Below are 13292 nucleotides of genomic sequence, written 5' to 3' on the forward strand. Positions count from 1 at the left end.
TTGACAACATCGCCAGGGTGCCGAAGCCCGAAATCCGGACAAAGCGAGCACAGACAGACACGTGCGAAACGGACCGTTAACACATGTTCCGGAGAGCAACGCTCGATTTTCGGACACCGGCGTCAGCCCGGGTCAGGGAAACCGGTTGACGAAGGCCCGGCCCCCCGCAGCGTCCGCGGGGGGCCGGGCCTTCGTCGTCAGCTCCGGTCGGTTCAGGCGTGCTTGGCCCGGGAGGCGGCACGTGCGCGCTCGCGGGCGTCCAGGTTCACCTTGCGGATGCGGACGGCCTCCGGGGTGACCTCGACGCACTCGTCGTCGCGGCAGAACTCCAGCGACTGCTCCAGCGAGAGCTTGCGCGGCGGAACAATGGATTCCGTCACATCGGCCGTGGAGGAGCGCATGTTGGTGAGCTTCTTCTCCTTGGTGATGTTGACGTCCATGTCGTCGGAGCGGGAGTTCTCGCCGACGATCATGCCCTCGTACACCTCGGTGCCCGGCTCCACGAAGAGCACGCCGCGCTCCTGGAGGTTCGTCATCGCAAAGGCGGTGACCGAACCCGACCGGTCGGCGACCAGGGAGCCGTTGTTGCGGGTGGTGAGCGTGCCGAACCAGGGCTCGTGGCCCTCGTGGATGGAGTGGGCGATGCCCGTGCCGCGGGTGTTGGTCAGGAACTCCGTGCGGAAGCCGATCAGTCCGCGGGAGGGGACGACGAACTCCATGCGGACCCAGCCGGAACCGTGGTTGGACATATTGTCCATGCGGCCCTTGCGGGTGCCCATGAGCTGGGTGACGGCGCCCATGTGCTCCTCGGGCACATCGATCGTCATCCGCTCGACCGGCTCGTGGAGCTTGCCGTCGATCTCCCTGGTGACCACCTGCGGCTTGCCGATGGTCAGCTCGAAGCCCTCCCGGCGCATCGTCTCCACGAGGATGGCGAGGGCCAGTTCGCCGCGGCCCTGGACCTCCCAGGCGTCCGGGCGGTCGGTGTCCAGGACGCGCAGCGAGACATTGCCGATCAGCTCGCGGTCGAGACGGTCCTTGACCTGGCGCGCGGTGACCTTGCGGTCCTTGACCGCGGCCTTGTTGTCCGCGCCCTTGCCGGTGCCGCCCCGGCCGACCAGCGGCGAGGTGTTGGTGCCGATGGTCATGGAGATCGCCGGCTCGTCGACCGTGATCAGCGGCAGGGCGACGGCGTTCTCCGGGTCGGCGAGAGTCTCACCGATCATGATGTCCGGGATGCCGGCGACGGCGCAGATGTCGCCCGGTCCCGCCTTCTCGGCCGGCTTGCGGGTCAGCGCCTCCGTCATCATCAGCTCGGCGATGCGGACGTTCTGAACCGACCCGTCGCGCTTCATCCACGCGACGGTCTGGCCCTTCTTCAGCTCGCCCTGCTGCACGCGCAGCAGCGCGATACGGCCGAGGAAGTTGTCGGCGTCCAGGTTGGTGACATGGGCCTGGAGCGGCGCCTCGTCGTCGTACGTCGGCGCCGGGATGTGCTCCAGGATGGTGGAGAAGAACGGCTCCAGGTTGGTGGAGTCCGCCGGGACCGTGCCGTCGTCCGGCTTGCTCAGCGAGGCGACGCCGTCACGGCCGCAGGCGTAGACGATCGGGAACTCGATCTGGTCCTCGTCCGCGTCCAGGTCCAGGAAGAGGTCGTAGGTCTCGTTGACGACCTCGTCGATCCGGGCGTCCGGGCGGTCGGTCTTGTTGATGCAGAGGATGACCGGCATCCGCTGCTGAAGCGCCTTGCGGAGCACGAAGCGGGTCTGCGGCAGCGGACCCTCCGAGGCGTCCACGAGCAGCACCACGCCGTCCACCATCGACAGACCACGCTCGACCTCGCCGCCGAAGTCGGCGTGGCCGGGGGTGTCGATGATGTTGATCGTGATGGGGTCCCCGCCGTCCTTGGGGTGGTACTTCACCGCCGTGTTCTTGGCGAGGATCGTGATGCCCTTCTCACGCTCCAGGTCGTTCGAGTCCATGACCCGGTCGTCGACGGAGTCGAGCTGGTGGGCGGCGAAGGCGCCCGCTTGCTTCAGCATGGCGTCGACGATGGTCGTCTTGCCGTGGTCGACGTGGGCGACGATGGCGACGTTGCGGATGTCGTGGCGCGTGGGCATGAGTGGCTGGCGCTTCTCTCGATCGTGGGATCAGGCGTCTGACGGTCATATGCTCGTCCGCCCGCCGGGCGGACACGCCACGGCTCGTCCCATGGTACGGGGCCGGGGAGCAAAGGGCTTCCCGGCCTGTTGGAGGGCCTGATTCCGGTTGTTGGGGCAGCGCTGGGGCGGGGCTGCCCGTAGGTGGAGAGAGGATGGGTGAGCTTAGGCAAGCCTGGGTCAATGGGCCAGAGCGCAGCCTGCCCGCCCCGGTGCGGGCGGGCAAGCGACTTGAGGGAGTTCTGAGGTTCCTCTGAGGTTTGGAGCGGGCTTCGGCCGGAACCCGCCCTATCACTTGTCTGACCTGCTACTTCTTGTCGCTCATCTTCCCATCGCCGCTGTCCTGCCCGTCGCTGTCCTGCCCGTCGCTGTCCCGCCCGTCGCCGTCCTGCCCGTCGCCGTCCTGCCCTCCGCGGCCCTGCTCGTCACTGATCCGCTTGGCCGCGGTCTTGGTGAAGCCGATGTCCTGGTAGCGGGGGGTCGCGAAGCCGAACGCGCCGGCGTTCGCCACCTTCGGCTTGGCCGCCACCAGCTCGGGCCGCTGGTAGAGCGGGATCGAGCCGGCCGCGGCCCAGATCCGGGCGTCCGCCCTGCGCACCAGGTCCAGAGCGGCGTCCTCGTCCAGTTCCGCGGCGGCCTGGGCGAAGAGCTGGTCGATGTAGTCGGTGCCCACGCGGGTGTAGTTCTGCTCCACCAGCAGCGAGCCGTCGGCGGCGGGCTGCGGCTTGGCGTAGATCGGCCGGGCGTCGGTCGCCGGGTAGGCGGTCGCCGGCCAGGAGTACAGGGCGAGGTCGTAGTCGCCGGAAGCGATGTGGTCCTTGAAGTAGCTGTCGTCGGACACCTTGGCGATCTCGGTCTGGATGCCGATGCGGTCGAGCATCCCGGCGATCTTCTCGCCGACGGCGCGCAGCGGCTCGGATCCGGGCCCCGAGGGGAGGACGAATCGGAGGCTCAGCGGCTTGCCGTCCTTGCCGAGCGGCCCGCCCGCCTGGGCGGAGGGCTTCTCGGAGGGCGCCTGCGCGGGGGCGGCCGTGCCGAGGGGGGCGTAGGCGCCGGCGACGCCGCTCCTCTGCGGCCTGCTCTCGCCGTCGGGGTCGGCGAGGCCGAGGGACAGCGCCCGGCGCTGGAGGGCCAGGCTCTGGAGAGCGGCGCCGGGGGCGGGGACGAGGAAGCGCGTGGCGTCGGCGTCGGCGGCGCGGGCGAGATCACCGGGTTTGCCGTCCCCGACGATGTAGAGCCCCTCGTCGGACGCCCTGTCCTCGCCGTCCTTCTTCTCGTCCTTCGCCTGGTCCTTCGCCTGGTCCTTCGCCTCGTCCTTCTGCGCGCCGCCGCTTCCCTTCTCCTCCCCGCCGCCCGTGGCCTTCTCCTCGTCCTTCTTCTGCGCCTCGGCCTCATTGCCCGCCTTGGCCGGGGCTTCCTTCTCGACGGCTCCGCCCGGCGTCCAGCCCGCGTCCGCGAGCAGGGCCTGTGCCTCCTGGGTGTCCTGGCCGCCCAGCGTCTCGCTGTTGTCGGTGTACGCACGCTGGCCCGCGAGCGCCAGATGGCTGCCGACCGGCTCCGCGGGCAGGCCCAGCGGGGTCAGCACGGTCTCGGCCAGTTCCCTGCGGTCCAGGGCGCGCGCCACGGCCCGGCGCACCCGGGCGTCGGCGAGCGGACCGGACTCGCCGTTCATGGCGAGCTGGGTGAAGGCGGGCTCCAGGGACTTGCGGACCTCGTAGCCGCTCAGCGACTTCTGCTCGGCCGCGTACTTCCCGACGGCCGCCGCGGTCTGCTCCCGCGCCTGCCGGGCGGCCGCCGCCTTCTCCTCGTTCGAACCGTTGGCCAGCGCCCAGGACATCAGGGCGGAGGAGGCTGTCAGCTCCGCGGCCGGACCGTGCCCGAGCTGCGCTCCCGCCTTGGCGGCGTCGGCCGCGTCGCGGGCCGCGAGGACGATCCGGTCCGCCGTCTTCCGGTCGATTTCGGCGAGGTCGACGCGGCCGTCGGCCAGCGCCTCGGCGCGCTTGTCCCGCTCCACCTCCGTCAGCACCAGCTTCTCCAGTTTGGCCTGATCGCCCCACCAGCGCGGATTGCGGACCAGGGTGGTCGCGCCCGCCTTGCGGTCGACGCCCTTGAGCTGGAACGGACCGGCCATGACCTTGAGCTTGCCGCGCGCGCCGTCGTTGAAGGCGCTGGGCGTCCCGGTGACGTCCTTGGGGTAGAGGGGCGTGAACAGAGAGCGCCAGTCGGCGTACGGCTTGGCGAAGGTCACCCTGACCTCGAGGTCGTTCGCACCGCGTTCGATCTTCTCGATCCGCTCGTATCCGGCGTTGCGCGCGGTCCAGTACGCGGTGTTCCTGCCGTTCAGCGCGCGCCACTGGGCGACGAAGTCCGCGGCCCCGATCTCCCGGCCGTCGCTCCACACGGCCTGCTGGTTGAGCTTGTAGAGCACGACCTGCTTCGGCTCGCGCTCCACGATCTCGGCGGACTCGAGGTAGTCGGGGTTGCGCTGCGGCCGGCCGCGTCTGTCGAGCGTGAAGAGGGCGGGCAGCACGGCCTGCGCGATCCGCGTGGTGGTGGCGTCCGCATCGGCTTGGAAGGCGTTGAGCGTGGCGGGCGTGGAGTCCACTGCCCAGTGCAGGGTTCCTCCGTCCGCGACCAGCTGTCGCGCCACGGGCGCGATGTCCTGGGGGGCGGCCGGCGCGCCACCGCCCGCTTCGTCCGTGCTGCAGCCGGTCAGACCGGGCAGGGCGAGGGCCACGCTGGTGAGCAGCGCCAGGGAACGGAGCGTCCGGGACATGATATGTACCTCTTCGTCCGGGTTTGTGGAATTTCGCGATGATCACACCGATTCCCGACCACTGAAGTGGACAAAGGGTGCAGAGATGCGACGACACGGCGATTTCCGCTGTAAGGCCACCCATGCGGCGCAACGGTGAAGAGGGTCAAACAGTTACTCAAGGGGAGAAAATAGAGGGAGCGAGAATCAGACCACACGGGGCGCGCCAGCAGCGCGTGCGCCTGGATTACCCGTACGTCCCCTTCACAAGCGGGGATGTGACGCGCAACACTCGCAGGCGCATGAGCGATGCCACCGCACCCTGCGGAAGTGAGGACACAACATGTCCCAGCAGGAAGAACTGACGGAAATGCGAATGCGGGTCGACGATCTGATGCGCCGGGTCGGCCAGCTGGAGCGGACCGTCGACCAGCTCCGCGGCGTCGGGACGACGACGCGCGCCGACCGGCCTCAAAAGGCGGAGCAGCGCCAGATGGTCACCGTCCCCGACACTCCCTACAACGAAGCCCTGTGGAAGGACACGGACGACGAGGGCCTGGGCATGCGCGACCGGCACGCTCCCTGACCGGCCCTGCCGCGTCCGCTCGTCCCGCGTCCGGGCCCGTCCCCGGGCGCGGGGCGCCGCGGATACGGCAGCGCCGCCACCCCCGACCCCACACTCCTTCCGGAGTCTTCGTTGGCCACAGGTACCGAACCGCCACACATCCATACAGGCGTGCACGACCCCTCGCGAGCCGCCATCGGCCCCCGCCATCTGCGGACGGACCGGTGGTGGCTCGCGCCCGCTCTGACCGCGGCGGGGCTGCTCGCGTTCGTCGTCTACTCGACCTGGCGGGCGTTCGCGAACGCCGACTACTACGCGGCGCCGTACGTCTCGCCCTTCTACTCGCCCTGCCTCGCCGAGAACTGCGTTCCCATGGAGGCGGGACCCAACTGGGAGATCTTCGGCAGCTGGTGGGGCCTGTCCCCCGCCCTGCTGATCCTTGTCTTCCCCCTCGGCTTCCGCCTGACCTGCTACTACTACCGCAAGGCGTACTACCGCGGCTTCTGGGCCTCGCCGCCGGCCTGCGCGGTGGCCGAACCGCACAGGAAGTACACCGGGGAGACCCGCTTCCCGCTGATCCTGCAGAACATCCACCGGTACTTCTTCTACGCGGCGCTCCCGGTCGCCGTCATCCTCACCTATGACACGGTGCTCGCCTTCCGCGACGAGGACTACGCCTGGGGCCATATGGGCCTGGGCACCCTGGTCTTCCTGGTCAACATCGTGCTGATCTGGGCGTACACCCTGTCCTGCCACTCCTGCCGGCACATCATCGGCGGACGGCTCAGGCACTTCTCCAAGCACCCGGTGCGGTACCGGCTGTGGGGCTGGGTCGGCCGGCTGAACGAGCGCCATATGCTGCTGGCCTGGTCCTCGTTGATCAGTGTGGCGCTCGCCGACTTCTACGTCTATCTGCTCGCCACCGGCGCCTTCGACGATCCGAGGTTCTTCTGATGACTCAGCACGAACGACAGCAGTGGGACGTCGTCGTGGTGGGCGCGGGCGGAGCCGGGCTGCGCGCCGCCATCGAGGCGCGCGAGCAGGGCGCCCGTACCGCCGTGATCTGCAAGTCGCTCTTCGGCAAGGCCCATACGGTGATGGCCGAGGGCGGCATCGCCGCCTCCATGGGCAATGTGAACGAGGGCGACAACTGGCAGGTCCACTTCCGCGACACCATGCGCGGCGGCAAGTTCCTCAACCAGTGGCGGATGGCCGAGCTGCACGCCCGTGAGGCGCCCGAGCGGGTGTGGGAGCTGGAGACCTGGGGCGCGCTCTTCGACCGCACCGCCGACGGCCGGATCTCCCAGCGCAACTTCGGCGGGCATGAGTATCCCCGCCTCGCCCATGTCGGCGACCGGACCGGTCTGGAGCTGATCCGCACCCTCCAGCAGAAGATCGTCTCCCTCCAGCAGGAGGACTTCGAGGAGTCCGGCGACTACGAGGCACGGCTGAAGGTCTTCCAGGAGTGCACGGTCACCCGCGTCCTCAAGGACGGCTCCGGCCGGGTCTCGGGGACCTTCTGCTACGAGCGGGAGTCCGGCCGCTTCTTCGTCCTTCAGGCCCCGGCCGTGGTGCTGGCGACCGGCGGGATCGGCAAGTCCTTCAAGGTGACGTCCAACTCCTGGGAGTACACGGGCGACGGGCACGCCCTGGCGCTGCTCGCCGGGGCGCCGCTGCTGAACATGGAGTTCGTGCAGTTCCATCCCACCGGAATGGTCTGGCCGCCGTCGGTGAAGGGCATCCTGGTCACGGAGTCGGTGCGCGGCGACGGCGGGGTGCTGCGCAACTCCGAGGGCAAGCGGTTCATGTTCGGCTACATCCCGGACGTCTTCAAGGAGAAGTACGCCCAGTCCGAGGAGGAGGGCGACCGCTGGTACGAGGACCCGGACAACAACCGGCGTCCACCCGAGCTGCTGCCGCGCGACGAGGTGGCGCGCGCCATCAACGCCGAGGTGAAGGCGGGCCGCGGCTCCCCGCACGGCGGGGTCTTCCTTGACGTCTCCACCCGGATGCCGGCCGAGGTGATCCGGCGGCGGCTGCCGTCGATGTACCACCAGTTCAAGGAGCTGGCGGATGTCGACATCACGGCGGAAGCCATGGAGGTGGGCCCGACCTGCCACTATGTGATGGGCGGGGTGGCGGTCGACTCCGACACCGCGGCCGCCGTCGGCGTTCCCGGCCTGTTCGCGGCGGGCGAGGTGGCCGGCGGAATGCACGGCTCCAACCGGCTCGGCGGAAACTCGCTGTCCGATCTGCTGGTCTTCGGCCGCAGGGCCGGGCTGTACGCGGCCGAATACGCAGCCGGGCTCGCCGAAGGCAGCCGTCCGGAGCCGGCCCAGGCGCAGATGGAGGCGGCTTCGGCCGAGGCGCTGCGCCCGTTCGGGGCCGTGGAGCCGGCCGGCGGTCCCGAAGCGCCGGGGGCCTCGCCTCAGAACCCGTACACGCTCCACCAGGAGCTCCAGCAGACGATGAACGACCTGGTCGGCATCATCCGCCGCGAGGGCGAGATGCGGCAGGCGCTGGAGAAGCTGAGCGAGCTGCGCGTACGGGCCAGGCGCACCCTGGTCGAAGGCCACCGGCAGTTCAACCCGGGCTGGCATCTCGCCCTCGATCTGCGGAACATGCTGCTGGTCAGCGAGTGCGTCGCGCGCTCCGCGCTGGAGCGCACGGAGAGCCGCGGCGGGCACACCCGGGAGGACTGCCCGGGCATGGAGCGCTCCTGGCGGCGGATCAATCTGCTGTGCCGGCTGGCCGACCCTGCGGGCTCCCTCGCGGCGGGCGATCCGGCGCGCCGCCAGATCGACCTCGAAGGCCGCGACGCCGAGCCCATCCGTCCCGACCTGCTCGCCCTTTTCGAGAAGGAGGAGCTGGTCAAGTACCTCGCCGAAGAGGAGCTGTACGCATGAGCACCTACGAGGCCCGGTTCCGGGTCTGGCGGGGCGACCAGGACGGCGGGGGGCTGGCGGACTTCTCCGTCGAGGTCCACGACGGCGAGGTCGTCCTCGACATCATCCACCGGCTGCAGGCCACCCAGGCCCCGGATCTGGCGGTGCGCTGGAACTGCAAGGCGGGCAAGTGCGGGTCGTGCAGCGCGGAGATCAACGGGCGGCCGCGGCTGCTGTGCATGACCCGGATGTCGGTCTTCACCCCGGAGGAGACGATCACGGTGACGCCGCTGCGCGCCTTCCCCGTGGTGCGGGACCTGGTGACGGATGTGTCCTTCAACTACACGCAGGCGCGCCGGGTTCCCTCGTTTGCGCCGCCGCCGGGTCTGGCGGCGGGCGAGTACCGGATGCAGCAGATGGATGTGGACCGCTCGCAGGAGTTCCGCAAGTGCATCGAGTGCTTCCTGTGCCAGGACACCTGCCATGTGGTCCGCGACCACGAGGAGAACAAGACGGCATTCGCAGGACCGCGTTTTCTGATGCGGGTGGCGGAGCTGGACATGCATCCTCTGGACGCGGCGGCGGAGGCGGGTCTGGACCGCAAGGCCGCGGCCCAGGAGGAGCACGGCCTCGGGTACTGCAACATCACCAAGTGCTGCACGGAGGTGTGCCCCGAGAACATCAAGATCACGGACAATGCGCTGATCCCGCTGAAGGAGCGGGCCGTGGACCGCAAGTACGACCCGCTGGTGTGGCTCGGCAGCAAGATCCGCAGGCGGTCCGGGTCATAGCCCCCGTCCGGTGGGTGCGCCGTCCGGGGGCGCCTCCGGGAGCGCGGTCCTCCAGGTAGCGCCGTCCGGGGACCCCTCCGGGTAGCGCGGTCCTCCGGGTAGCGCGGTCCGGGGACCCCTCCGGGTAGCGCGGTCCTGACCACCGGCTTAGCCTCCGAAATGTGACACCCACAGCCGCCCCGGCCGCCGTCCGGGCCGTTCTGGCCCTGCTGGCGGCCGCGTGGTGGCTGACGCCGCCCGCCGCCTGGGCCGCGCCGGCCGAGGACCCTGTCGAGCTGAACCGGCAGCGTCAGATCGTCGACCGGGTCGACGCCCTCGGCGACCGCGAGCCCGCGGTCGCCGTGGCCCTGGACCGGCTCTTCGAAGAGCAGCGGCTCCGGCTCTTCGTCGTGTACGTACGGGACTTCTCCGGCCGCTCCGGGCAGGAGTGGGCGGAGAGGACCGCCGAGCTGAGCCGTCTCGGCGAACGGGACATCCTGCTGGCCGTCGCCTCCGCCGACCGCCGCCACGGCTCCTGGGCCGACGAGGGCTCCCCGCTGGCCCCGGCCCAGCTCGCCCAAGTCGGGCAGACGGCGATCGACCCCGCACTGAGGGAGAGCGACTGGGCGGGTGCGGCCATCGGAGCGGCGGACGGCTATGCGGCCGTGCTGTCCGGCGAACCGGTGACGACTCCCGCGATCACTCCCGGCGAGGCGGACCCCGGCGGGGGCGCGGGAGAGGGTACGGCCGGCACCGGCGCCGGTGATCTGGTGCTGCCGATCGCGGTGATCGGCAGCGCGGCGGCGGTGGCCGCGTACGCCGTCGCCAGACGCCGCCGGCGGACCGCCACCCGCACCACCCCGCAGGGCAACCAGGCCGGCTGGAGCGCACCGCAGTTGCCCGGGCCGCCCGAGCAGCCGCCGCTGGCCGAGCTGGACGACCGGGCGCGGCGCTCGCTGGTCGAGACCGACGACGCCTTCCGCACCAGCGGGGAGGAACTGGCGCTCGCCGCTGCCCGCTTCGGGGCGGAGGCGACCCGCCCCTTCACCGAGGCGGTGGACTTCGCGGAGGCAGAGCTGACGTCGGCCTTCCGGCTGCGGCAGCAACTCGACGACGCCTATCCGGAGGACGAGCCGACCCGCCGCAGGATGCTGGAGGAGATCGTCGCACGCTGCACGGAGGCCGACCGCCGGCTCGACGCCGTGGCCGAGGACTTCGGTGAACTGCGCGCGCTGGAGCACGACGCGCCCGCGGTGCTCGCGGCAGCCGAGGAGGAGTACGGCGAGCTGTCCGGCCGCATGGTCACCGCGGAAGCCGCCCTCGGCGTGCTCCGCCTGCGGTACGCGCCCTCCGCGTCCGCGCCCGTGGCGGGCCATGCCGAGCAGGCGCAGGACCGGCTGCTGTTCGCCGGGGCCTGCCTCGACGAGGCCCGGCAGGCGGCAGAGGAGGAGGACCGCGGCACGGCCGCCGTGCGGGTGCGGGCCGCCGAGGGCGCGCTGTCCCAGGGCCGACAGCTGATGGAGGCGATCGACCGGCGCGGCCAGGAGCTCGCCGAGGCGGCCGGAAAGCTGCCGGAGCTGCTGTCCCAGGCCGAGGTGGAGGGACGGCTTCAGGCGGCCCCGTACGACCCGCTCGCCGCACTGCGCCGGGCCGTGGAGGCCTCCGGCCGGGACGCCCGCTCCCTGCTCGACCCGGCTGCGCTCGGCGCGCGGGCCTCGATCGCGGCGGCCGCGGACCACATCACGACACACCGGGCGGCGATCGGAAGCCGGGCCCGCACCCTGCTGTCCGAGGCACGCCGCCATCTGGAGCGGGCCCGCGGGCTCGCGGGCCGGGGAGACGGGGGCGTCTGGACCGGCGGCAAGGACGGCGATCCCCAGGCCGCGCTGGCCGAGACCCAGCGGGCCGACGCCCTGGCCCGGGAGGCGCTCCGGCTGGCGACGGCGGACACCGCGGGGTACCGCGGTCCCGTCGCGCCCGGGGCCGCGGGGCTGGGCGGCGCGCTCCTCGGCGGCGTCGTACTGCCCGCGACGGCCGAGGGCCGGCCCCCCGTCCCCGCCCGCTTCGGCGGCCCGCCGCCCTGACATCTCCTGCCCGTCGCGTTTCCGGGCCCGCTGCCCGGGGGTGCGGGCTGCCCGGGGGCGGGCGGGGAGCCCTGCCCTCCTGCCCGCCACTCCTGGCACCCGTGCGCCGCCGGCCGCCGCCCGGACAAGGCCCCGCCGCCGGAGAGCCGGCACTGCGCAGCGCCGCACAAGGGTGGGGACGAAGCGCCCACCCCGGAAAGGGCGGACGGGTGAACGGCGTCCGCCCGGGAGGCCCCCGGGGGTGCGGGGGCGGGGCCACGGGTCAAGCGGGACCACCGGGCAGGCAGGGACACCGGGCAAGCGGGGCCACCGGTCAGTACAGGCTCAGCAGCTGCTCCGCCGTCGGCTCCGACACCGTTCCGTCCCCGTCCGGCAGGCCCAGCTCGAACCAGACCGTCTTGCCCCTCGGGGTGCGCCGGGAGCCCCAGCCCGCGCTGAGGAGGCCGACCAGCTGGAGGCCGCGGCCGCCCTCGTCGGTGTCTCGGGCGCGGCGGCGCCGGGGCTGTACGAGGCCCGCGTCCCAGACCTCGCAGACGAGTGTGCGGTCGCGCAGCAGCCGGAGCCGGATCTCGCCCTCGCCATACCGCAGGGCGTTGGTGACCAGTTCGCTGACGAGGAGCTCGACGGTGTCGACGAGGGCTTCCAGATCCCAGGCGGTGAGCTGGGCGCGGGCCAGTTCGCGGGCGCGCCCCACCGAGCGGGGCTCGCGCGGCAGCCGCCAGTCGCCGACGGCTTCTGCGGGCAGCCCCTGGATGCGGGCCATCAGCAGCGCGATGTCGTCCTCGCCGTGCCGGGTGTCCAGGGTGCTCAGCACGTGGTCGCAGACGTCCTCCAGAAACTGGGAGGGGTCGGCGCGCAGCGCCGTCGGCGAGGGGCCGTGGCCGGACGGCGGGCGGGCGGGGTCGGCGAGGGCCGCGCGGAAGGCGCGCAGCCCTTCGTCGAGGGAGTGGTCGCGGGACTCGACGAGCCCGTCGGTGTAGAGGGCGAGCAGCGCCCCCTCGGGCAGTTCGACCTCGACCTCCTCGAAGGGCTCGCCGCCCACGCCCAGCGGCATGCCCGGCGGGACGTCGAGCAGCAGCGCCTCCTCGCCGGGTTCGACGAGGACGGGCGGCAGATGACCGGCGTTGGCGAAGGTGCAGCGGCGGGTGACGGGGTCGTAGACGGCGTAGACGCAGGTGGCCAGATAGACCTCGGAGAGGTCGGCCTCCCGGGTCTTGCCGCCCTTGCCGTCCTCGCCGTCGTCCCCGCCGGTCCGGGCCGTCCGGGCGGACGCCTTGTGGGCGACGCGCGCCGCCTGCACTCCGCCGGGGCCCGTGTGACCGCCCGGGGTGCCCAGACCGCGGGCGATCTCGTCGAGGGCGGAGAGGACTTCGGCCGGCTCCATGTCCAGCAGTGCCAGGGTGCGCACCGCGGTGCGCAGTTCGCCCATGGCGACCGCGGCGCGCAGCCCGCGGCCCATGACGTCCCCGACGACGAGCGCGGTGCGGTGGCCGGGCAGCTGGATGACGTCGAACCAGTCGCCGCCGACCTCGGTCGCGGTGTTGCCGGGAAGGTAGCGGCAGGCGATGTCCAGACCGGCGGCCTCGGGGTCGCCGGGCGGCAGCAGGCTGCGCTGGAGGATGAGGGCCCGCTCGTGCTCCCTGCGGTACAGCCGGGCGTTGTCGATGCAGACGGCGGCGCGGGCGGCGAGTTCGACGGCGAGGGCGCGGTCGCGCTCGCCGAACGGCTCGCTGCCCTTGGTCCTGGAGAACTGCACCAGGCCGACGACGGTGTCATGGGCGACCATCGGCACGGCGAGTGTGGTGTGGACGAGGCTGCCGTCCTCGCCGGGGATGGTCTGGACGCGGGCGGTGCGCAGCGCTCCGGCGCAGGGCGAGTCGGCCGGGTAGCGATGAACCTCGCCGACGGCGGTGGGCGCGCTCCCCGGGACGCCGCAGCCGGGTGTGGTCGCCAGGGGGGCGTCGGAGACGGCGCTGGCGAAGGCGACGCGGCGCAGTTCGCCGACCCCGCCCCGGCCGCGCCTGCCGCCCCGTGCGCCCGCGCCCGCGCCGACGCCCGCGCCGAGGCCCGGGAC

General features: G+C 71.9%; 8 protein-coding genes. 5 read left to right on the forward strand and 3 right to left on the reverse strand.

Features of this window, described 5'->3' with window-relative positions; all coding sequences use genetic code 11:
* Positions 1-212 precede the first annotated feature (212 nt).
* Positions 213-2120 (reverse strand): translational GTPase TypA, encoded by a 1908-nt coding sequence (gene typA / locus QCN29_RS34800; protein WP_240136624.1) that lies wholly within the window; start codon positions 2118-2120, stop codon positions 213-215.
* Positions 2121-2466: 346 nt separating this feature from the next.
* The gene (locus QCN29_RS34805; RefSeq protein WP_279933188.1) at positions 2467-4935 is read right to left on the reverse strand and encodes an ABC transporter family substrate-binding protein; all 2469 of its coding nucleotides are present in this window, start codon (positions 4933-4935) and stop codon (positions 2467-2469) included.
* 322 nt (positions 4936-5257) lie between these two features.
* Here QCN29_RS34805 and QCN29_RS34810 point away from each other — a divergent pair, with 322 nt between their 5' ends.
* From QCN29_RS34810 to QCN29_RS34830, 5 genes are all read left to right on the forward strand, one after another.
* The gene (locus tag QCN29_RS34810) at positions 5258-5500 is read left to right on the forward strand and encodes a hypothetical protein (protein WP_279933189.1); all 243 of its coding nucleotides are present in this window, start codon (positions 5258-5260) and stop codon (positions 5498-5500) included.
* Between the two features lie 111 nt (positions 5501-5611).
* On the forward strand, positions 5612-6433 hold the full coding sequence (locus tag QCN29_RS34815) for a hypothetical protein (protein WP_279933191.1): 822 nt from the start codon (positions 5612-5614) through the stop codon (positions 6431-6433).
* Positions 6433-8385 carry a fumarate reductase/succinate dehydrogenase flavoprotein subunit gene (locus tag QCN29_RS34820; RefSeq protein WP_279933192.1) on the forward strand — a complete coding sequence of 651 codons (1953 nt, stop codon included), beginning with the start codon at positions 6433-6435 and terminating at the stop codon, positions 8383-8385. The genes QCN29_RS34815 and QCN29_RS34820 overlap by 1 nt, the downstream gene beginning before the upstream one ends.
* Positions 8382-9155 carry a succinate dehydrogenase/fumarate reductase iron-sulfur subunit gene (locus QCN29_RS34825; protein ID WP_279933194.1) on the forward strand — a complete coding sequence of 258 codons (774 nt, stop codon included), beginning with the start codon at positions 8382-8384 and terminating at the stop codon, positions 9153-9155. Before QCN29_RS34820 ends, QCN29_RS34825 begins: the two co-directional genes overlap by 4 nt.
* A gap of 161 nt (positions 9156-9316) precedes the next feature.
* Entirely contained in the window at positions 9317-11218 is a 1902-nt protein-coding gene (locus QCN29_RS34830; protein ID WP_279933196.1) for a TPM domain-containing protein, read from the forward strand.
* Between the two features lie 313 nt (positions 11219-11531).
* Here the strand turns inward: QCN29_RS34830 and QCN29_RS34835 are convergent.
* Positions 11532-13292: ATP-binding SpoIIE family protein phosphatase (locus tag QCN29_RS34835; RefSeq protein WP_279933197.1), on the reverse strand; the 1761-nt coding region annotated here is incomplete at its 5' end.

The organism is Streptomyces chengmaiensis, from assembly GCF_029846775.1.
Taxonomy (GTDB): domain Bacteria; phylum Actinomycetota; class Actinomycetes; order Streptomycetales; family Streptomycetaceae; genus Streptomyces; species Streptomyces chengmaiensis.

Bases quoted from the DNA above. Each gene is read 5' to 3' on its own strand.
- typA (WP_240136624.1), bottom strand. From the start codon at position 2,120: ATGCCCACGCGCCACGACATCCGCAACGTCGCCATCGTCGCCCACGTC.
- QCN29_RS34805 (WP_279933188.1), bottom strand. From the start codon at position 4,935: ATGTCCCGGACGCTCCGTTCCCTGGCGCTGCTCACCAGCGTGGCCCTC.
- QCN29_RS34810 (WP_279933189.1), top strand. From the start codon at position 5,258: ATGTCCCAGCAGGAAGAACTGACGGAAATGCGAATGCGGGTCGACGAT.
- QCN29_RS34820 (WP_279933192.1), top strand. From the start codon at position 6,433: ATGACTCAGCACGAACGACAGCAGTGGGACGTCGTCGTGGTGGGCGCG.
- QCN29_RS34825 (WP_279933194.1), top strand. From the start codon at position 8,382: ATGAGCACCTACGAGGCCCGGTTCCGGGTCTGGCGGGGCGACCAGGAC.